Source organism: Polyangium jinanense (assembly GCF_028435365.1).
In genome coordinates this window covers 164,089-183,628 of the sequence record NZ_JAGTJJ010000001.1, presented here as the reverse complement: position 1 = coordinate 183,628, position 19,540 = coordinate 164,089, and the positions used below count along the sequence as shown (strand labels likewise).

At 69.7% G+C, this 19,540-nt stretch carries 15 protein-coding genes; 4 read left to right on the top strand and 11 right to left on the bottom strand.

The features are described 5' to 3' along the window. Positions 1–21: 21 nt before the first annotated feature. Both KEG57_RS00675 and KEG57_RS00670 read right to left on the bottom strand, forming a co-directional pair. On the bottom strand, positions 22–1,698 hold the full coding sequence (locus tag KEG57_RS00675; protein WP_272426081.1) for a hypothetical protein: 1,677 nt from the start codon (positions 1,696–1,698) through the stop codon (positions 22–24). Between the two features lie 14 nt (positions 1,699–1,712). Next, positions 1,713–2,954 carry a hypothetical protein gene (locus KEG57_RS00670; RefSeq protein ID WP_272426080.1) on the bottom strand — a complete coding sequence of 414 codons (1,242 nt, stop codon included), beginning with the start codon at positions 2,952–2,954 and terminating at the stop codon, positions 1,713–1,715. A gap of 89 nt (positions 2,955–3,043) precedes the next feature. Between KEG57_RS00670 and KEG57_RS00665 the strand changes: the two genes are divergently transcribed. After that, the gene (locus tag KEG57_RS00665) at positions 3,044–4,720 is read left to right on the top strand and encodes an FAD-dependent monooxygenase (protein ID WP_272426078.1); all 1,677 of its coding nucleotides are present in this window, start codon (positions 3,044–3,046) and stop codon (positions 4,718–4,720) included. 3 nt (positions 4,721–4,723) lie between these two features. Here KEG57_RS00665 and KEG57_RS00660 read toward each other — a convergent pair whose 3' ends face one another. Next, positions 4,724–5,548 (bottom strand): hypothetical protein, encoded by an 825-nt coding sequence (locus tag KEG57_RS00660; protein ID WP_272426076.1) that lies wholly within the window; start codon positions 5,546–5,548, stop codon positions 4,724–4,726. 5 nt (positions 5,549–5,553) lie between these two features. After that, positions 5,554–6,306, bottom strand: coding sequence for a hypothetical protein (locus KEG57_RS00655; protein WP_272426075.1), 753 nt, complete (start codon positions 6,304–6,306; stop codon positions 5,554–5,556). A 79-nt stretch (positions 6,307–6,385) separates the two neighbouring features. On the opposite strand from KEG57_RS00655, the gene KEG57_RS00650 reads away from it, so the two are divergent. The 3 genes from KEG57_RS00650 to KEG57_RS00640 all read left to right on the top strand — a co-directional run bounded on the left by KEG57_RS00650 (position 6,386) and on the right by KEG57_RS00640 (position 9,880). After that, positions 6,386–7,885, top strand: a complete 1,500-nt coding sequence (locus KEG57_RS00650; protein WP_272426073.1) for a hypothetical protein — start codon at positions 6,386–6,388, stop codon at positions 7,883–7,885. A 79-nt stretch (positions 7,886–7,964) separates the two neighbouring features. Then, positions 7,965–9,089, top strand: coding sequence for a glycosyltransferase family 2 protein (locus KEG57_RS00645; RefSeq protein WP_272426072.1), 1,125 nt, complete (start codon positions 7,965–7,967; stop codon positions 9,087–9,089). Then, positions 9,086–9,880: a polysaccharide deacetylase family protein gene (locus KEG57_RS00640; RefSeq protein ID WP_272426071.1), complete on the top strand. Its 795-nt coding sequence runs from the start codon at positions 9,086–9,088 to the stop codon at positions 9,878–9,880. The genes KEG57_RS00645 and KEG57_RS00640 overlap by 4 nt, the downstream gene beginning before the upstream one ends. Here the strand turns inward: KEG57_RS00640 and cheB are convergent. From cheB to KEG57_RS00605, 7 genes are read right to left on the bottom strand one after another with little or no spacing between them, the layout of a single operon-like run. Next, entirely contained in the window at positions 9,877–10,902 is a 1,026-nt protein-coding gene (gene cheB, locus KEG57_RS00635) for a chemotaxis-specific protein-glutamate methyltransferase CheB (RefSeq protein WP_276074407.1), read from the bottom strand. The two genes, KEG57_RS00640 and cheB, sit on opposite strands and share 4 nt — an antisense overlap. A gap of 10 nt (positions 10,903–10,912) precedes the next feature. Continuing rightward, a complete protein-coding gene (locus KEG57_RS00630; RefSeq protein WP_272426069.1) occupies positions 10,913–11,743 on the bottom strand; it encodes a CheR family methyltransferase in 831 nt (276 codons plus the stop codon). Then, positions 11,740–14,100 (bottom strand): HEAT repeat domain-containing protein, encoded by a 2,361-nt coding sequence (locus KEG57_RS00625; protein ID WP_272426067.1) that lies wholly within the window; start codon positions 14,098–14,100, stop codon positions 11,740–11,742. The genes KEG57_RS00630 and KEG57_RS00625 overlap by 4 nt, the downstream gene beginning before the upstream one ends. After that, positions 14,097–16,631, bottom strand: a complete 2,535-nt coding sequence (locus KEG57_RS00620; RefSeq protein ID WP_272426065.1) for a methyl-accepting chemotaxis protein — start codon at positions 16,629–16,631, stop codon at positions 14,097–14,099. Before KEG57_RS00620 ends, KEG57_RS00625 begins: the two co-directional genes overlap by 4 nt. Beyond that, positions 16,615–17,079, bottom strand: a complete 465-nt coding sequence (locus KEG57_RS00615; protein ID WP_272426063.1) for a chemotaxis protein CheW — start codon at positions 17,077–17,079, stop codon at positions 16,615–16,617. Before KEG57_RS00615 ends, KEG57_RS00620 begins: the two co-directional genes overlap by 17 nt. Continuing rightward, positions 17,076–19,097: a chemotaxis protein CheA gene (locus KEG57_RS00610; RefSeq protein WP_272426061.1), complete on the bottom strand. Its 2,022-nt coding sequence runs from the start codon at positions 19,095–19,097 to the stop codon at positions 17,076–17,078. Before KEG57_RS00610 ends, KEG57_RS00615 begins: the two co-directional genes overlap by 4 nt. After that, positions 19,090–19,479 carry a response regulator gene (locus tag KEG57_RS00605; RefSeq protein WP_272426059.1) on the bottom strand — a complete coding sequence of 130 codons (390 nt, stop codon included), beginning with the start codon at positions 19,477–19,479 and terminating at the stop codon, positions 19,090–19,092. The genes KEG57_RS00610 and KEG57_RS00605 overlap by 8 nt, the downstream gene beginning before the upstream one ends. Positions 19,480–19,540: the final 61 nt, after the last annotated feature.

The window sequence follows — 19,540 nt, the reverse complement described above, 5'->3', positions numbered from 1 at the left end:
GAGCGACAGCCAGCCCGAGGATCAAGGCATGTCGACGAACGCCGCGTGGTCGAGCTCGTAGCAGGCGCAGAGCCGCGCCGTCGCCGCGAAGAGCGCCCGCACATGCTCTTCGGAAAACACCCCGGTCCGGACGAAGTACGCCTCGAAGTAAGACGTATCCAGGAAGTAACGGATCGGGTCCCGGAACGACGCGAGCCCGAGGTACTGCACCTCCACCGCGTGCCTGGCGAGCTGCGCGAGCGGGCCGAGGTCCTCGTTCAGGTGGTGGCGCACGTTCGTCCGGACGTACGATTCGAGCTCCTCGCTCTGAAGGTAGCTCCGGAAAAACACGTTGGATGCGTAATCGGCGATCCGCGTGAGCATGACCCGGGCGAGCGCGCGCCCGGGGTGGGAAGGATCGGCGCCGAGCTCGTCGAGTTCGCTTTTCACGTCGTCTTCGAGGCGCGCGGGCATGGCGGCGACGAGCACGTCCCAGCTCGTTTCGAGCGCCGCGAGGGCCTCGGCGTATTCGGGCATTCGCGCCTCGGGGATACGCACGAGGCCGGCCTCGTGCACGAGGTGGCCCCATTCGTGGACCACGCGGGCCGCGAGGAGCTGCCGATGGTACGGCGGCCCTTCCTCGCGGAGTGGATCGAAACCGGGCTGGCGCAGCTCGTACACGATGCGGCGCAGATCTGCCCGCACGTACACGCCGCCTTCGAGATCCACCTCCGCGCTCGTCCGAAACAGCACGTCGGGATCCCGGAGCGTCGCGAGCACGGCGCGGCTCTTGTCGCTCGCGAGCCGGAGATCCTCGCGCAAGCCCTCGGCCGCGCGCACGGAGGCGAGGGGCGCGAGCGCTTTGCGGACTTCCTCGAGGTTTGTCCCGTCCTCCGGCCGATACACCACACGGTCGGGCGGCTCCACGACGAGGACGTCCGGGCGCTCCTCCGAAAGGAAAACGCACACGGAATCGACCGCCTCTTGTCCTGCTGCCCGAGGTGCCTGCGCCGCGAGGAATGCCGTTTCCATCTCGCGCGCCGCGGCGTCGAACGCGCCGAAGAGGGCGAGCAGGTCCGGACGTGTTCCCTTGGGGATCAAAAGATCCGCGCCGTCGACGTGGCCGAGCGGCTCACTCGTTTCGGCGGGCGGCTCGCGCAGCGGGAGGTGATAAAGCGTCCGGATCCAGTGCAGCGCGCGGGCGAGGGCCACGAAGGCCGGAGCGTCGGGCCGCGTCGAGCGCGAGGCGGCGCGGGAGAAATCGTGCAGTTCGTCCTCGGTCCGCGTGAGGAAGTAACTCAGATTGAAGCAGACGGCCGCGCGCAGGGCCTTGAGGAAGGCGAGGCGCTCGACGTGGAAGATCTGATAACAGACGAACTCCTCGTGCGAGCGCGCGGGATCGAGGTCCGACGCGTACAGGGTCCACGTGACGCCGAGGAAAGGCGCGCTGTACGGCCGGACGCGCGAGGGATCCGTGATGAAGAGGACGTTCGCCTTGCGCGGCGGCAGCCACGATCCCGGCGCGCGGGCGTGCAGCGAGGCCGCGCGCTCGCGGTAGAGCCGGTAGCCGCGCTCGAACAGAGCGATCTGCTCCTCCGACAAACCACGCCCCTCGCGGAGCAGCGTCCGCACGTCGGCCGAGACGGAGCCCTCGTCGAGGTGTTCGGCCGGAATCAAGAAAGCGCCCGGATGGGCCAGGCAGAATCGTTCGAGGTTCAAGGCAAGCCTCTCTCTCACCGCTTCTTCGCCAGGACCGCCGCGAGCCCCGTGCATTTTTTCCCGCGCTCGATCCCGAACGACGCCGCGAAGTCGCAGAGCTTCTGGCCGAGCTCCATGTCCTCGGGTTTTCCGCTCAGGATCGCCTTTGCCGCCGCTGGCTCGGCGCGCCGGGTGAGTTCGTCCCGGTACGGCTTCGTGGAAACGTCCTTGCCGCGGAGCGCGTCGCGCAGGTCGTCGGAGACGCGTGTCGCCTCGGTCCACACCTTCTTCGAATCCGCCGCCGCCGCCGCGTATGTCCCGAAGAACCGGTCCTTCGACGGGCTGTCCTGGCAAGGCATGTCCTTCGGCGTCGCGAGCAGATCCTCGACGCCGAGCTCGCGCTTCTGCGCGCGTTCGAGGCGCGGCGCCGCCTCCTTGGCGACCGCGAGATCGTCCGCCGAGAGCTTGCCCGCATCGAAGTTCTTCGCGAGCGTCTCGCAAGCCGCGACGTACCGAGCGCGGGCCCGCCCAGACGCGCAGGCTTCGAGGCGCGATTTCTCGCCCGTGACCTGCTCCGGCGTCGCGAGCGTGATGTCCTCGGGCGCGAGCTTCTCGACCGCGCACGGATCCTCGGCGCGAAGCGCGGCGTCGACGCGGGCGCGCGCGTGCTCGATTTGCTTCGTCTTGTAGGCCGATCGCCCCGCGACCGAGAACGATCCGAGGATGACGATCACGAGCGCCGAGCGGACGAGGATTTTCCGCCGCGCATACCGCGTGTGCAGCGGGCTCGATTCGAGCCGATCGCCGCACTGCGAGACGAGCGTCTCCCACCCGGAGACCTCCGTGCCGAAGAGCTCGATGGGCCCGCAGACCCTCGGATCGGCCGCGAACCGCTTCGCGACCTTGAAGAGCGCCTCGGCGCCGGTCTGCTTTCGCGCGTCGAAGGGCGCTCCTCGCGTGGGGCCCGAGAGCGGCCCGCCCACCGTGGCCATGTGCTGTTGCACGGCGCGCAGCGCGGCGATCTGGGCGGCCTCCAGGCGATCGAGCGTGGGCAAGAGCGCATCCCACGGCAGCAGCGCTTCGACGTCGACGTTTCGGAGCTTGAAGACCGCCGCGGCGTTCTCGATGCCCTGCCGCAGGCCGGCGAGCAGATCGGCCTTCGAGAGCGCGGCGATCCCCTCGCCGATCGCCCCCTCGCCGAGGCGCGCGTTCGCGGCCTGGATCGGCGCGCGCGCGGCCTTCACGAGGGCATCCCCGAAGTCCTTCCGTTCCTGCATCGTGTGAATCCTACCCCTCGAAGAGGCCGATTTCCTAGTATGATGCCGGAGGGCCGCGGCGTTCGGCGCGGCGAACGGAGGGAGCGGCGATGGCGTTGGATGCGCTCGTGGTGGGGGCGGGCCCGGTGGGGCTCGTGATGGCGGCGGAGCTCTCGCGGCACGGTCTCGCGTGCCGGATCATCGACCAGGGCGAAGGCCCTTCGATCTGGTCGAAAGCGCAAATCATCCACGCTCGCACCCTCGAATGTTTTCACGACATGGGCGTGGTCGACCCCATCCTCGAGCGCGGCCGGCAGGTCGCGGGCGCGCGCGTCATGACGCCCGCGCTCGAGCGTATCGCGCGGGTCGAGATCGGCGGAATCGACTCGCCGTATCCCTATTTGCTGAGCCTGTCGCAGCGCGAGACCGAGCTCGTGCTCGCCGAGCACCTCGAACGCGTGCACGGCATCAAGGTCGAGCGCAAGGTCAAGCTCCAGGGTTTTTCGCAGGACGAGGGCGGCGTGACGGCCGCGCTCGCCGCGGAGGACGGGTGGGTCGAGGAGGTGCGCGTGCCGTATCTGCTCGGCTGCGACGGCTCGCACAGCACGGTCCGCAAGACGCTCGATCTGCCGTTCGAGGGCTCGACGTACGACGTGCGCATCATGCAGGCCGACGTCCGCGTCGATCTCCCGGTCGCGGTGCACGAGGACGAGATCGCGATTTTTCTCGGCCCGAACGGCATGCTCGGCTTCTTCCCGCTGCCGGGCGAGGGGCGGTATCGCATGCTCACGTTCGTCGACCCCGACGATGATCGCCCCGTCGAGCTTTCGTCGTTTCAGGCGCTGCTGAAGGAGCGCGGCCCCGCGGGTTCGTCCCTCGGGGATCCCGCGTGGATGATCGATTTCCGCATTCATTGCCGCATCGTCCCGCATTACCGCGTCGGCCGCGTGTTCCTCGCCGGTGACGCGGCGCATATTCACAGCCCGGCGGGCGGGCAGGGGATGAACATGGGGATCCAGGACGCGTACAACCTCGCCTGGAAGCTCGCGCTCGTGGCGCGCGGCGTGGCGAAGGACGCGCTTCTCGATTCGTACGAGGCCGAGCGGCGCCCCGTCGCCGCGGAGACGTTGCGCTTCACGGACGTGAGCACGCGCGGGCTTCAGACGGCGCTGGCGCTGAAGAGTCCGCTCACGATCGGGATCCGGAACCACCTCATGAACTTCGTGACGAGCCTCGGCTTCGTGAAAGAGCGCGCGGGGCGGACCGTGTCGCAGATCGAGGTCGCCTATCCGAAGAGCCCGATCGTTGGGCAGGATCAATCGTCCTTGTGGAACATCCGCGTCACCGGCGCGGACGAGCGCCCGGGTTTGTCGGACTGGATCCATTTCGGCGACGGCCCCGCGCCGGGGGCGCGTGTGCCGGACATGCCGGTCGGAAGCGACACGCTGCACAACCTCCTTCGCGGCACGGAGCACACGCTGCTTTGCTTCGACGGCGCGGCCGCGACGAACGAGGGCTACGAGCGGCTCGGGCGCGTCGTGAACGCGGCGCGTGCGCGGCTCGGCGAGCGCGTGCGTGCGTATGTCATCGTCCCCGGGTCCGAGGTCCCCACGGCCTTGCCCGCGGCCGTGCCCGTCCTGCTCGATCCGGACGGCGAATTGCACCGGCGCTTCGGAGCGCGCTCCGAGTGCATTTACATGGTGCGACCCGACGGTTACGTCGGCTATCGCAGCCAGCCGGCGGACGAGGAAAAGCTCGCGGCGTGGCTTGACCGCCTCATCGTTTGAATTTCAGTACCGGACGCCGTTGTAGAAGACGAACTCGCCGCGGCGCACGCCCTCGGCGAGTGTCTCCTTGACGCCGGGCTCCCAGCGTTTGTCCGTCCAGGTGGGGAAGCAGCGACCTTCGTTCGCGAAGTAGCCGTTCCTGCAGCCGTTGGCCGAGCTCGGCAGCGCGTCGGGGCTCACCCAGTGCGTCGAGCCGTTCGTCGGATCGTTCTTCGCCGGATCCTTGTCGCGGAGCCTGCGGCAGGCGGCCTCGATCGACTCCGTCATCTGTTTCGCGAAGAGCCCGGCGTTGCTGTCGTTCATGCCCTGGGCGCGCGTCCCGATCGATTTGTAATGCGAGATCTCGGCGGCATTGTTCGGCGCGCGTGGGACGCCCTTCGTGCGGTTCATGTACGCGTAGGCCACGGCCGTCTTCGCGTTCATGCTGTGCGAGCCCGCCTCGTTGTACACGACGTTCGCCAGGTTCATGAGACCGTCGCCGTGGCAGGCGCACTCGTTGATCTTGTCGTTCAGCTCCTTCTTGCGTTGCTTGAGCTCCTCGCCGCGCCGCTTGATGTTCTCGAGGTTCGGATCGCCCTCGGTCGGCCAGCCCTTCTTCTTGTAGGACGCGACCTTCGAATCGTAGTTGTTCTGGTTGTTCGTGATGGCCGTGTCGAGCTTCGCGTTGACCGCGGCGATGTCGGCCTTCATCTGCGGGCTCATCGTCTTTTCCGGATCGCAGGGGCACGGCTTGACCGCGCTGCCCTCGTCCGGCGACGAGACCTGCTTCGAGTCCGCTTCTCCGCTCGACGAGGCCTTCTCCGGTGTGCCTCCGCCCGGAAATCCCATCGCAATCACTCCTTGTGCATGAAGCGGAGGATCCGCTCGCAATAAAGCCCTGCCTCGCTCACGATCGCCTGCATGTCGCCCCCGCGGAGCAACGTGTCCGCCCAGGCAAAGAGCGGATCGGTCGCGAAGCCGTGCCCGAGCAGGCATGCGAGGAGCGCGTAGACGACGGCCGCGCCGCCGCGACATCCGTGGGCTTGCGCGAGCGAGGCCCACTGGTCGGCGGCCTTGGCCTCGCCTTCGGGCCCGAGGTAGTCGAGCCGCTCGGGGAAAAGCGCGCGCGTCTCCTGCAGGATCACCGCGCGCATCGCCTCGGGCGCGACGTCCATGGAGAGCGCGCGCGTGGCGATCGGCTCGAACCGTCGCATCGCCGCGAGCGTGCGCTCCTGGCCGATTCCGGGCACGGCGCGGAGGTACTCCATCATGGCGTCGTGCAGGCGATCGGCCTTCTGGGCTTGCGTCGGGTGCGCCTCGGCGAGCACGGCTTCGGCCCAGGGAAAGAGCGGGTCGTCGTCGAAGGCAGAGCCAAAAAGGATCATCGTCTCGACGAAGAGCCGCACCGGCCCCACGCGGGTGAGCCCACGGCGCGCGGCGCGCTCCACGCCGAGCCGCGTCACCGCGGCGATCGCGCGCTCCGGCACGATGGCGAAGCAGCCGGGCGAGCGTTCGCCGAGCCGGCGGATCACGTCCCGCTGGAGCTCCGCGATGCCGACGTCGCGTTCCAGCACGTCGAATTGGTCTTGCCGGATCCAGAAAGCCATCGTTTGCGCGCGCGTCGACGTTACAGCGATGTCGGTGCGTTGCCAAGGCGGCTCGGGTAGACTCGGCTCCCGGAGTCCGATGAACGACGCTCCCGCCGCGACCTCGCCCACGTCCCCCGGCGCGCTCACGCTCGAAGACGCGCGCCTCTTTCTGGAGCAACACGTTCGCACCACGACATGGGGGCGGCGTGGGCTCGCGGCGCGGCTCGACGTGACCTCGTTCGAGCGCAGCGGCGCATTCGACGTGGTGTTTCAATCGTACACGGAGACGCGCGTCCCGGAGGAGACACACGAGCCGTACGCCGGCGGACCCGTCGACGGTCCCGCGAACGGGCGGGCGCCGGGGCCCTGGGAGATCCTCCTTCAAATGCCGCCGCTTTTCACGCAGGAGCACCGCGTCATCGTGCGCGTGCCGCACACCGACGAGGTGCGCACGTGCTATCGATGCACCGGCGCCGGCCGCGTCACGTGCAGCACGTGCAGCGGCGGCGGGCGCGTGATCTGCTCGCACTGCGGCGGCGACGGCCGGACCACGGAGACGCGCACCACCACGGAGACGGATGCGCAGGGCAATACGTCGACGCGGACCGAGACGTACACGTCGACCTGCTCGGGGTGCTGGGGCAGCGGGCGCGTGACGTGCGCGACGTGCGGCGGCAGCGGGAAGGTTACGTGCGGCCCCTGCGCGGGGCTCGGACGGCTCTGTCATTTCCGGCGTGTGCACGTGTGCTGGTCGACGCGCACGAATTCGCGGCAAATCGAGAAGACGGATCTGCCGGACGAGCTCGTGGGGCTCGCCGGCGGGGACGTGATCCACAGCGAGGAAGAGGCTCGCATCGAGCCGGGGCGCGGCGGGGAGGGCGGGGCCGGTCCGTATCGCGGAGCCTTTACGAGGGTGAACGCGGACGTCGAGGTGGCGGCGAACGCGCTTATTGCCTCGCACGTGTTTCCGGAAAACGAAAAACTCCACGGTCAGCGGCTCGTCGTGCGCGCGGTGCCTGTGTACGAGGCGCGTTATCGCTGGGGCAAGGAAACGCGAACGTTCTGGGTTTTCGGGACGGACCGGCGGGTGCATGCGCCTCGGTATCCCGTCTCGCCGTGGCGGGTGGGCGGCGCCGTGCTCGGGGGCGTCTCGGTGCCGGCCGCGCTCGTCGGGGCAAACCTCCTCGGACAAACGGCGCCGCCGCCGCCCCCCGTCCCGGAGTCCCGGATCGAGGTCGTCGCGCCGCCCGTCCTTCCTGAGCCGCCGCCGATCCCCGCGCCACCTCCGCCCCCGCCGGAGCTCGTAAAGGCGAAGGGGCCGAGGCCCAATGTCACGGCCGGAAAAACAGTGATCGAGCTGCGGACGGATCCGCCGGGATTGGATGTATTCGTCGGGGGCAAGAAGCTCGGCGTCTCGCCTTTGTGGATCACGATCCCATCGAAGGGCGCGGGGCCGTGCAAGCAGGGAAAATGCGCGCTCGGCCGGTGCACGGACGGGGCCTGTGAATCCGTTACGAAGGTGGAGGTACGCGGCGCCGAGGGCGCGCGGATCGTCGAGGTCGCTCCTTCGGACGGCGATCTCGTCGAGCTTCGCTGAGCAGATATTTGGACTTCAAAGCGAGGTGCGCCTGCCTACGCGGGACGCTAGAGATACGTGCGGATCGGGGGCGCGGGCCATGGATTTCTTATTCTGGCTGGCATTTGCGTTCGTGGCGTACACCTACGTCGGATATCCGCTCGGGATCTGGGCGCTTTCCCGATTTCGACGCGAGGATCTCGTCGATCCGGACGTCGTGGGCGAATGGCCCGCCGTCACCGTGGTGATCGCGGTCCATGACGAGGCGGCGCGGATCAAGGCCAAGCTCGCAAACCTCCGCGCGCTCGATTATCCGCCCGATCGTCTGCATTTTCTTTTCGTCTCGGATGGGTCGACGGACGCGACGGAGGCCATCCTCGGGCGCGAGCCCGACGTGACGCTCCTGCGGTATTCGGAGCGGCGGGGCAAGGCGTACGCGCTGAATGTGGCGATGGCCCACGTGGAAACCCCGATCGTCGTGTTCGCGGACGTTCGCCAGCAGATCGAGCCGCGGGCTTTGCGGCACCTCGTGACCCGCTTGCTGCAGCCCGGCGTCGGGGCCGTGAGCGGAGAGCTCGTGCATGTCGATCCGAGGACGCGGGCCGCGGCGCACATCGGGCTTTACTGGCGATACGAGAAATGGATCCGCAAGGCGGAGAGCCGCTTCGCCTCGACGGTGGGCGTCACCGGCGCGTTGTATGCGATCCGGCGCGAGGACTACACGCCCCTGGAACCGGGCACGCTGCTCGACGATTTCGAGCAACCGATGCACCTCGCGCGCCGCGGCCGCCGCGTGGTCTTCGAGCCGCAGGCCGTGATGTACGACGAGCTGCAGGAGGACGTGGCCGGGGAGCGAAAACGGAAGATTCGCACGCTCACCGGCAATTTCCAGTCGTTCGTGCGGCACCGCTGGTTGTTCGTGCCGTGGCAGAACCCGCTCTGGGTACAGTTCGTCTCGCACAAATGGTTCCGGCTGCTCGTGCCTTATGCGCTCGGTGTGATGTACGTGTCGTCCGTGCTGGCCCCCGGGACGTTTTACCAGGCGGCGGCGACGCTGCAGGGCGCGTTTTACATGCTGTCCTTCGCGGGCGCGGCCATCCCGACGCTGCGCCGGAGCCGGCTCGTGAGCTTCGCGGAGGTGTTCGTCGAATTGAACCGGGCCTCGGTGCTGGCGCTGCGCAACTACCTCGAAGGCCGCATCGACGCGCGGTGGGAGAAGACATGAGCCGACTCGTCGTCCTGATGTATCACGCGCTCTACGAGGGCGAACGGGAGTTTTTGGCGATCGACCCGGCGGATCGGCCGTATGCCGTCTCTGTGGACGCGTTCGAGGAGCAGCTCGACATCCTCGCGCGAAAGGGGCTCCCGGTGGCGGATCCTGCCGCACTGCCGAGGGGGATCCATACGAGTGATCGTATCGTGCTCACGTTCGACGACGGCCACGTGAGCAGCCACCGGCACGCGTTGCCGCGCCTCTTGCAGCGGGGGCTCCGGGCGGCGTTTTTCGTCACGTCCGATTTCATCGTAAAACGTCCGGGGTTTTGCGATTGGTTCGATGTGCGCGAGATGGCGGATCTCGGCATGTCGATCGGCTCTCACGGGCGGACGCATCGATTTCTCGACGATCTGCCGGAGGGGGAGGCGCGCGCGGAGCTTCACGATTCCAAAGCGACGATCGAGGATCACGTGGGCCGCGCCGTGGAGCAAATCTCGTTCCCCGGCGGTCGATTTCGGCCGCGTGACGTGGAGGCAGGGATTCTGCTGGGCTACCGGGTGTTCCATTCTTCGCGCGTCGGCGCGCACAGGTCGGGGCGTTTGCCCGAGGGCGTGGTGCTCAGCCGGATCGCGGTTCGTCAGGGCACGTCACCGCGCGAATTCGAGGCCCTCGCGAGCGCGTCGCCGGCGTGGCTCCTCCGGGCTCGTGTGCTCGGCGGGGCGAAGGCGGCGGTGCGGCGGGCCCTGGGGAATGGGCTTTATCACGCGCTGTACGAGCGAATGGCGGGCGGGGCGGGTTAGGCGACGTGCCGCACGAGGAGCTCGCCCATCTTGTCGATCGTCGCTTCCCCGCAGGCGAGACCCGCTTCACGAACACACCGCGGCATACCATACACGATGCACGACGATTCCGACTCGACGAGGAGCCTCCCGCCCGCCGCGTGGATGGCACGCGCTCCCGCGAGGCCGTCGTCGCCCATTCCCGTCAGCACGACGCCCAGCGCGCCGGCGCCGAATCCCTCGGCCGCGCTCCGGAACAGGAGATCCACCGAGGGGCGGTGCAAAGCCTCGACGTGGCCTTCCTCGATGCGCGCATAGGAGCGGCCCGCCCGTCGCTCGACCCTAATGTGCGTGCCTCCACGCGCGAGAACCACGAGGCCGGGGGAAAGCTCCTGGTCGTCCGCAGCCTCCTTGACCGAGACCGCGCTCGCCTGGTCCATCCGCCGCGCGAGCGCATCGGTATACCCCGGCGGGATGTGCAGGGCCGCGACGACGGGCACCGGAAAATCGCGCGGCAGCGAGGTGAACAGGCGCGTGAGCGCTTGCGGGCCGCCCGTCGAGGCCCCGACGACGACGAGGCTCGTCTGATGCAATCGCGGCTGCACGGCCGGCGTTTCGATGTCCGATGCCGCGCATCGCTGGTGTTTGGCCGCTGCAAGGACACGACCCACGAGTTCGTTCGATAACTCGTACAGCCGATCCGTCGCGAGCGAGGTGGGCTTCTGGACGAGGTCGACCGCCCCATACGCGAGCGCTTTCTTGCCGAGCTCGCTTTGCGCGTCCGAAATGCTGACCGCCACGACCGCGGGCGCGCCGGTTGTCGGGAGCGCACGTAATACGCCAATGCCGTCGAGGTGCGGCATCACCAGATCGAGCACGACGACGTCGGGGTGAAGCTCGGCGATCTTCTCGAGCGCGTCGAGGCCGTCCCGCGCGATATCGACCACCTCGATGCCCGGCTGCTTGCCCAGGACCTCCCGCAAGACTTTGCGGGCGAAGGCCGAATCGTCGACGATGAGGACCCGAATTGGCTTTTCCATCATGGCGGAGCCCTCAGCCCACCTTCCGGTAGACGAAGGCTCCGCCTCGCTCCTCGCACCGGAGCGCCGTGCCGAGCCGCAAGAGCGACTCCGATACCCCCACGAGCAGGGCGCCGTTCGGCACGAGGACCCCGGTGAGCGCGTCGATCACGCGTCGCGCCGTCGAGTCCTGGAAATAAATGAGTACGTTGCGACAAACGATGGCGTCGAAGAGACCGAGCGTTTTGATGGCGTCCCCGTCGAGCAGGTTGATGCGTCGGAAATCGACAGCATTGCGGATGTGGTCGCTCACCACGATGCGCTCGCCATTCTTCTGCAAGAAGCGCCAGGCGCAAGGCGGGACCTTCACCTGGCTGCGCAGTGAGCGGGGGCCGTATTCGCCCGCCCGTGCCGCCGCGAGGGAGCGCGTGCTGACGTCGCTCGCCACGATCTCCACCCGATCGAGCAGGCCACGCTCGGCGAGGAGCATGGCCATGCTGTATGGCTCCTCCCCGGTCGCGCAAGCCGCCGACCAGACCCGGACATTGCGTGATCCGGAAGCCTCGGCGAGGGGGACGAGGATCTCGCGCACCAGGGCTTCGAGTTGATCGAACTCGCGAAAAAAATAGGTCTCGCCGACGACGAGCACGTCGGCCAGCGCGTCGAGCTCGACCGGCCCCGAGGGATCGTAACGCAGATAATAGTAATAATCGAGCAATGAATCGAAACCCGCCTCGACGGCCCGCACGGCGACCTTGTCGCCGAGCAGGTCCTTGTCGAGGGGCCCGTAATGGATGCCGAGTTTTTCCTCGATCAAGGCGCCGAGGATGGCGAAGACCTGGGGGGATATCGGCAATCCGTTCATGCGCCCCATTGCGCCACGACGAGCGAGCACACCCGCCGGACCTCGGGATCCGGATCCACCGAAGCCGCCTGCTCGAGCGCAGCGTGGGCCTGCCGCGTGCCGAGCGCCGCGAGCGTGGTCGCCGCCGCCTTGCGCGCCGCGGGGTTTGGCAGGCCAAGCGCCGCCAGGAGCGCCTCGTTCGCGCTGTCGCGGCGCATCCGCGCCAGGGCCGAAGCGAGCCGCGCGGCGAGCTCGTCGTCCGCCGTCGCGAGCGACTCCAGGATGCCCTCGATCCGGCCCGGCAAGGGCGCGCAGAGCGCGGCGAATGCGCGTTGCGCCGCCGGATTCGCAGCGTAGAGCCCGACGAGCGCCCTCGTCGCCTCGACCCCGGGCCGCTGCGCGAGGATGCCCATGGCCGTGGCGGCGACGCTCTCGTCTGCGTCGCTCGCCGCCCGCACGAGCGCAGGCAAGACCTCGGGCGAAGGCACGCCCGCGATCGCCGAGACCGCCACGATCCGGGTCGCGACGTCGGGCGAGGCCATCCCGGCCACGAGGTGCGGAACCAACTCGGGCCGTCCCATGAGGCCGAGGCCGATGAGAGCCGCGCGCTGGACGTCCGGATCCCGCTCCTCGGCCGCCTTTTGCAGCGCAGCCGCGGCGACCTCGCCCCGCAGGTACGCGAGCGCCTCGACCGCCCCCACACGCACGTGCCCCGCCTCGTCGTCGAGCAGCGCGGCGATCCGTGGCGCCGACGCCTCGTCCCCCAGCCGTCCGAGGGATTTGCACGCGAAATAGCGGACCCACGCGTCCGCGTCGCCGAGCGCGTCCACGAGGCAGGCAACGACGCGGCCCTCCGCGGTCGATTGTCCGAGGGCACGTACCGCCGCCGCGCGCGTTCGCGGGTCGGGACCGGTCGCCAGCGCGAACAGGGCGTCGAGGGCCGAGGGCGCGTCGAGGTAGGGCAGGCCGGCGATGGCGACGTCGCGGACGCGCGTGTCGGGATCGCCGAGGGCATCGAGGAACACCGGCAGCGCCGCGTCGTAGCCGAAATACCCGAGGATACGCAGCGCAGCCCGGCGGACGGCGGGGCGCTCGCTCCGCGCGGCCTCGAGCGCGAGCGCCTCGGTGTCGGTGCTGCCGAGCGACTGGATCGCCGAGCTCGCCGCATGCACGACGCGGCCGTTCAGGTCCGCGAGGAGAGGAAAGAGCACGCGGACCGCGGAGGGATCGCCGATGCGACCGAGCGCGTCGCACGCCGCGGCCCGGACCTCGGGGTCCTCGTCGCCGAGGCAGCGGACTACCTCCGCCATCGCAGCGCGGCTCGTGACGAGCGGCAGGAGGAGCAGGCGACGAGGCGAATCGCCGTCGCGCAGGGCGTCGAGCACACGCGCGTCCGAGCTTTGCCCGAGCTGAAGGAGCGCGCCGGCGGCCGCGGCCGCCACGGCGGACGGGCCATCGAGCAGCGGCCGCAGGTCCGGGATCGCAGCTTCGCTCCCGAGCGCCGCCAGCACCGCGCAGATCGCAACCTGTTCGGCCTGATTCGCGCCGCGCAGGCCCTGGACGAACCGCCGCACGGTCGCGGGCACGGGCACCGAGCGGCGCAGCGCCTCGTCGATCGGCGCGACCACGCCGTAGAGCTCGGCGTGCCTCTCGCGCAGCTCCGCGAGCGCCAGGGCCACGGAGCGGACGATCGCGTCGCCGGGACGCGCGAGCAGGCGTACGAGCGGCGCGACCGCGGCGCGATTGCCGGTGCGGCCGAGCGCACGCGCGGCCTCGAGCATGTACCGCATGTCGAGGAGCAGGTCGGCGAGCGGCTCGACGGCGCGTGGATCGCCGCTGCGGCCGAGCACGTCGATGGCCGGGAACGTGCGGAAGAAGTTGCCGCCCGTCACGACCCGCACGAGCGACTCCACCACGCGCCGGCCCCCGATGCGCCCGAGCGCCTCGACCGAGGAGACGGCCACGTTGTCGTCGGGATGCGAGACGAGCTCGGCGAGCCTGGGCAGGGCGAGCATGCTCTTGCGACGGCCGAGGATCTGCGCCGCGTCGGCGAGGACCGCGGGAGCGTCGGCATCGGCGAGCGCGAGGACCGCCGGGTCGGCATTCCCGGCCGAGGCCGAGAGAGCGTCGACCGCGGCGGCGATACGCGCCTCGTTGTCGCGCCTGTCGCGCAGCGCGACGCAGAGCGGCTCCACCGCGACGTCGCCCATCGCGGCGAGCGCGGCGACCACCTTGCGTCGCACGGTCCAGCTCGGGTCGACGAGCATCTCGACGAGCTCCGGCACACCGGAAGCGCCCATCGCCTCGAGCATGCGGATCTCCTCGATGCGCTCCTTCTCCGCGTCCGAGAACGTGAAGCTCCCTGGGGCCGTGCTCATGACTCCGATGCCGCTCCTCCGGCGGTCCCATTCGTGGGCGCCCGTAGTTTGGAGAGCGCCGACCACAGGCTCGCCACGGTGTCCGCGTGCCCGGCGCTCGCGTCCCGGATGCGCGCCACCTGATCGACAACCTGCCCCAGCGTGTCCCGCGCGGCGAGCGCATCCCGCGCCTGCACGAGCAGCGCGCCGGCCGCGGCGCGTGTGCGCCCGCGCATGTCGACGAACGTCTTCGCGAGCTTCTCGGCGGCGCTCGCTTGCTCCGCGGAGGAGCTCGTGATCGTCTGCATGGACGTCGTCTGCCGCGCCGCGGTCGTGGCCAGCATGGCGACCGTCTCTGCTTGCTCTGCGACCGCGCGCGCGGCCTGCTTCGCGATGCGCCGCACGGCCTCGCCCTCCTTCGCGAGGGCCGCGGTGGCCTTGGTCTGCTCGGCGGCCGCGGCCTTCACCGCCGCCGCCAGCGTGGCGACCTGCCGCGACGCCGCGTCGACCTGCTTGGCCGCGCGCGAGCGCTCGGTCACGACGCGGGCGACCTGCACGGCCTGCTTGCGCGCGTCGTCCACCGCCCGCGCCACCTCGGCCGCGCCGGCCGCCTGCTCGCCGAGGCCCGTGATCATCCGCTGCGCCGCGCTCGTGACCTCCTGCGCGAGCGCGCCTATGCTCGTGAGCGCCCGCGTCTGCTCGACCATCGCCGCGCTCGTCTGGTGCGTCAGCGCGCGCATTTGCACGGCCGCCTTGGCGAGCTGCACGGCCCCGGCGGCTTGCTCGCTCATCGCCCGCGAGACCTTCTCGGCGCTCTGCGTGAGGAGCGTGTTGGCGCGGACGACATCACGCAGGCTGCGGGCCTGCTCGCCCGTTGCCTCCTTCGTCTGCCGGGCCATGCGGCGCATCTCGCTGCTGCCTTGCGCGAGCGACTGGATGGCGCTCGTCTGCTCGGCGGCCCCGCGCGCGATCACCTTGCCCTCCTCGTTCACGCGCGCCGCGATCTGGGCCATCGAGGTCACGGCCTGGACCTGATCGCTGTTTGCCCGCTCGACCTCACGCACCGACCGGCCGAGCCCCTCCACGCCTTCGAGGATCGTCCCGAGCGCGCGCTCGGCGTCGACGGCGAGGCGCGAGGCGTCCTCGGCCGTCTTCACGCCCTCCACGGACGCGCTCACGGCTTCCCGCGCGGTGACCTGCAGGCCTCGGACGATCTTGGCGATGTCGGCGCTCGCCGCGGCCGCGCGATCGGACAGCGCGCGGATTTCCTCGGCGACGACCGCGAAGCCCCGCCCGTGCTCGCCCGCGCGCGCAGCTTCGATGCTCGCGTTGAGCGAGAGGAGATTCGTGCGATCCGCGATCATGTTGATCGTCTGCACGATGTCGCCGATTTCCTCGGCGCGGCGGCCCATCTCCTTCATCACGCCCGACGACTCGACCATCGCCTGGCGGATGTTCCCGAGGCCCGCGATGGACTTGCCCACCGTGGCCGCCCCTTCGCGCGCGGTCGCCACGCTCTGGTCGGCGGTTTTGCGCGCGTTCTCGACGATCCCGACGATGCGCCGCGTGGAGGCCTCGACCTGCGCCGACGCCGCGGCGCTCGTCGCGGCGAGCTGGTTGATCTGCTCGGCGCCTTGCGCCATCGACTGCGCCGAGCGCGCGAGCTCTTCCGCGGCCGCCGCGTTCGCCTCGATCGCCGCGGCGTTCCTCTCGGCGGTCGCCGCGACCTGCTCCACGGACGCCGCGATCTCGGTGATCGAGCTGGCGTTCCCCGCCGCGGCCTCCTCGAGGCCCTTCGCGTGGTCGGCGACGCTCTTGATCGACCGCGCCATCTGCTCGGCCGTGGCCGACGTCTCCTCGACCGCGCTCGCCATCTCCGCGGCGTCCCGCGTCACCCGTTCGAGCGCCGCGCCCGTGCTCGTCACGGCCGTGGCCATCCCGAAAATCCGCTCGCCGACGCCCTTGGCGTCCGTGGAGAGCCTCCCGATGCCCTTGGCCATCTGCTCGATGGTCGTCGCGACCTCCTCCATCGAGGCCGCGTTCGACTCGCCCCGCTCGGCGAGATCGGCGAGGTCCTTCGAGTTCGTCGTCGAGGTCGCGAGCAGCTCCTCGCTCGCGGTCGCGAGCTCCTCGGCGTTCTGGCCGACGCCCTTGATCGAACGGGCGATCTCTTCCGTGCCTGCCGCCGTCCCCTCCGCCGAGGCCGCGAGCGCTTCGGTGTCGCTCCGGACGCCGCTGATGCTCGGCGCGAGCTGTTGCAGCCCGGTCGCCGTGGCTTCGAGGCCCCGGAGCGCCTCGACTGCGTCCTCGCGGATGCGCTGCTGCCCGCGCGCGAGCGCCTGCAGGGCGACGCCGGTCGACTCGACCTCGTCCGCGAGCTCGTCCAGCGAGGCGCGGAGCTCCTGGCCCGACGACGCCCGCCCTTCGGTCCCCGCCACGAGACGCGACGCGGCTTGTTCGAGCGCGCTCGCTTGTGTCGCCGTCCGGCGCAGCTCGCGCTCCGCCTCCGCAGCCTTCGAGAGTGCGAGGTCGATCTCAGCCGTTCCGTTCATCGACATAAATGCCTTCCTGACCGATGATTTTCGGGAAATTGACCAGCATCACGAGACGCTTCTCGCCCGGCCTGCGCTCGACGTGGGCCACGCTCTTCACGAACCCGGAGCTCTCGCCCCCCATCCACGACGGCGGCGCTTGCAGCCCCTCCGGCGCGATCTTCATGATCTCGCGCGCGCTATCGACGAGCAGCCCCACCGTGCGTTCGCCGCTCTGGACCACGATCACCCGTGAATCCATGGTCGGCTCGATCCTCGGCAATCCGAAGCGCAGGCGCAGATCGACGACCGGCACGACGCGGCCGCGGATGTGGATCAGCCCCGCGACGTACGGCGGCGTCCCCGGCACCTTCGTCGCGCCTGCGAAGGACTCCATCTGCAGGACGTCCGAGGCCTGCAGGACGTATTCGCAGTCCTCGACCTTGAAGACGACGTAGAGCTCGCTCATACGGCCACCTCCGTGCGGTTCTGGGAAAGCGCCCCGGAGAGCGCCACGAGGTCGAGGACCAGCGTGGGCCGGCCGTCGCCGAGATCGGTCGAGCCGGAGACGCCGGACACCTTGACGAGCGGGTCCTCGAGCGGCCGGATCACGACCTCCTGCTGCCCGACCATCCGCTGGATCCCGAACGCCAGCGGGGCACCATTGCGCCGCACGAGAAGCGCCTTCGGCTCGTCCCCGGCGGCGAGCGCGAAGACGGACGCGAGGTTCACGAGGGGCACGATCTCCCCGCGCCGCTCGAGAAACCTCACCTCGCCGAAGCGCGTGTGCCGCGAAGGCCCGCGCACGAGCCCCTCCGGCGCGACCTCGACGATCTCCTCGATCGCCGCGACGGGCGCCACGAACGTCTGATCGCCGCAGACGAAGGAGAAGGCGTCGACGATGGTGATCGTGAGCGGGATGCGCAGCGTGAACGTCGTGCCGGCGCCCGGCGTCGTGCGCAGCGACAGCTCGCCGCCGAGCTGATCGACCACGGCGCGCTTCACGATGTCCATCCCGAGCCCCCGCCCGCTCGTCTTCGTCGCTTGTTCGAGCGTCGTCAGCCCTGGCATCGTGATGAGATCGAGCAGCCCCGCGTCGTCCGCGGGAACGGGGCGGGATGCCTTGCGCGCGACCGTTTCACGGTCGATGCCGCGCCCGTCGTCGAGGATGGCGAGCTCGAGCTGGTTCGTGGAGCGCTCGAAGCACGTCACCCGCACGAGACCCTCCTCGGGCTTGCCCAGATGACGCCGTTCGGCCGGCGGCTCGATCGCGTGATCGACCGCGTTGCGGATGAGGTGCACGATCGCCGGGAAGATCCGTTCCGCCACCGCCTTGTCGAGCTCGGCCTTGCCGGCGTCGATCACGACGCGGACCGGCTTCTTCGTGGCGCGGCTCAGCCCTCGTACGATGAGTGGCACGCGGTCGAGCAGCTCGGCGACGGGCACCATCCGGGCGCGCATGATCGCGCCGCGCAGATCACGCACCTGCCGGCCGTAGCTCTTCACGATGTCGCCGAGCTCGCCCACGGCCGCGCCCTGCGCGGCGAGCGCTTCCACGGCGCGCGCCAGGCGAAACCGGGTGATCACGAGCGCGGAGAGCCGCTCGAGCGCGTCGTCGAGGCGCGCCACGTCGACACGCACGATCCCACGCTTTCGCCCCTCGGTCTCGCCGACGTCTTCCTCGGCCGCCTCCGGCTCGCCGAGCGGATCCGCCCCGCCTTCGGGTCGGGGGTGGAGCACCTTCCGCACTTGCTCCGGCGTGGTTCCTGCAGCCGCCGCGAGCTCCTCGTCGCGTACGTCCGTGAGTACGAGCAAGGCGAAGGCGAGCCCGCCGGGCGCCGCGTCACTCGTCGGAATCGAGAGCGGCACGACTTTCACGATTTCTGCGAACGTGCCGATCCGCTCACGGACGGTCGTGATGGTCATCCCCTCGGCCGCGCGGGCGGGCGAGGGCACGAAATCGACCCGCAGCGCGCGCCGCCCGCCCTCCACGCCTTGAATGAGCTGGGCCTTTTCCGCGGCGGAGAGCTTGCCGAGCACGCCGGGCTCGAGGTCGAGCTCGACCGCGAGGGGCGCCTCGTTTTTCGCGATCTCCAGCGCCGCGAGCGCGTCGAGCAACTGCGGCGGCGCGGGCGCGACGGGCGCGTTCGCCGACAGCGCCCGCACCCGCTCGCCAATGGCGCGTAGCCCCGCGAGCAGGGCCTCGACCGCTTTCGCCGACAGCGCCCCGGCCACGCGATCGGCATGGCGCAGCACTGTCTCCATGGCGTGGGCGATGTCCACGATGGGCTCGACCCCCACCATTGCGGAGAGGCCCTTGACGGTGTGGAGCGAGCGAAAGAGCTCGCGCACGGCCCGCGGATTGTTCTCGCCTTTGCGCAGCGAGGCCTCGACAGCGAGCAGGTTCATCGTCGAGGCGGAGAGGTGCTCCTCGGCCTCGACCAGATACCCGGCCAAAAATTCGCTCGCGTCGAACGCGCTACTCATGGAATCCCGCCGCATCCTGGCGGAGCACGGATTGCACGTTCGCCAGGATTGCATCGGGTGTGAAAGGCTTCGTCATGAACTGCGAAGCGCCCGCGCCGAGGGCGCGCGAGCGGGATCCCTCGTCGCCTCGGGTGGTCACGACGAGGATGGGCAGGCGTTTTAGTTTGTCCTGGCCACGGACAAACTCGATGACCTCGAAACCGCCGATGTCGGGCATGTTGAGGTCGAGCACGACGAGATCGAAGCTCTTGAGCGCCAGCTTTTCGATGGCCTCGAGACCACTCGCGGCGTGGGTGAAAGTGAAGTCCTCGACCGCGCGCAGGCAGGCGACGATCATTTCACGCATCACTTTGCTGTCGTCTACGACAAGTATTTCCGTCACGCGACCCCCGAAGTCCGTCCATTAACCCCCTTCCCCGAGCCCGTCAAGCACGCCCACGTAG

Excerpts from the sequence above, each read along its gene's own strand:
- KEG57_RS00615 (WP_272426063.1), bottom strand. The coding sequence starts at position 17,079 with ATGAGCGAGCTCTACGTCGTCTTCAAGGTCGAGGACTGCGAATACGTC.
- KEG57_RS00650 (WP_272426073.1), top strand. The coding sequence starts at position 6,386 with ATGAACGACGCTCCCGCCGCGACCTCGCCCACGTCCCCCGGCGCGCTC.
- KEG57_RS00655 (WP_272426075.1), bottom strand. The coding sequence starts at position 6,306 with ATGGCTTTCTGGATCCGGCAAGACCAATTCGACGTGCTGGAACGCGAC.
- KEG57_RS00670 (WP_272426080.1), bottom strand. The coding sequence starts at position 2,954 with ATGCAGGAACGGAAGGACTTCGGGGATGCCCTCGTGAAGGCCGCGCGC.
- cheB (WP_276074407.1), bottom strand. The coding sequence starts at position 10,902 with ATGATGGAAAAGCCAATTCGGGTCCTCATCGTCGACGATTCGGCCTTC.
- KEG57_RS00665 (WP_272426078.1), top strand. The coding sequence starts at position 3,044 with ATGGCGTTGGATGCGCTCGTGGTGGGGGCGGGCCCGGTGGGGCTCGTG.
- KEG57_RS00620 (WP_272426065.1), bottom strand. The coding sequence starts at position 16,631 with ATGAACGGAACGGCTGAGATCGACCTCGCACTCTCGAAGGCTGCGGAG.
- KEG57_RS00630 (WP_272426069.1), bottom strand. The coding sequence starts at position 11,743 with ATGAACGGATTGCCGATATCCCCCCAGGTCTTCGCCATCCTCGGCGCC.
- KEG57_RS00610 (WP_272426061.1), bottom strand. The coding sequence starts at position 19,097 with ATGAGTAGCGCGTTCGACGCGAGCGAATTTTTGGCCGGGTATCTGGTC.
- KEG57_RS00640 (WP_272426071.1), top strand. The coding sequence starts at position 9,086 with ATGAGCCGACTCGTCGTCCTGATGTATCACGCGCTCTACGAGGGCGAA.
- KEG57_RS00660 (WP_272426076.1), bottom strand. The coding sequence starts at position 5,548 with ATGGGATTTCCGGGCGGAGGCACACCGGAGAAGGCCTCGTCGAGCGGA.
- KEG57_RS00645 (WP_272426072.1), top strand. The coding sequence starts at position 7,965 with ATGGATTTCTTATTCTGGCTGGCATTTGCGTTCGTGGCGTACACCTAC.
- KEG57_RS00625 (WP_272426067.1), bottom strand. The coding sequence starts at position 14,100 with ATGAGCACGGCCCCAGGGAGCTTCACGTTCTCGGACGCGGAGAAGGAG.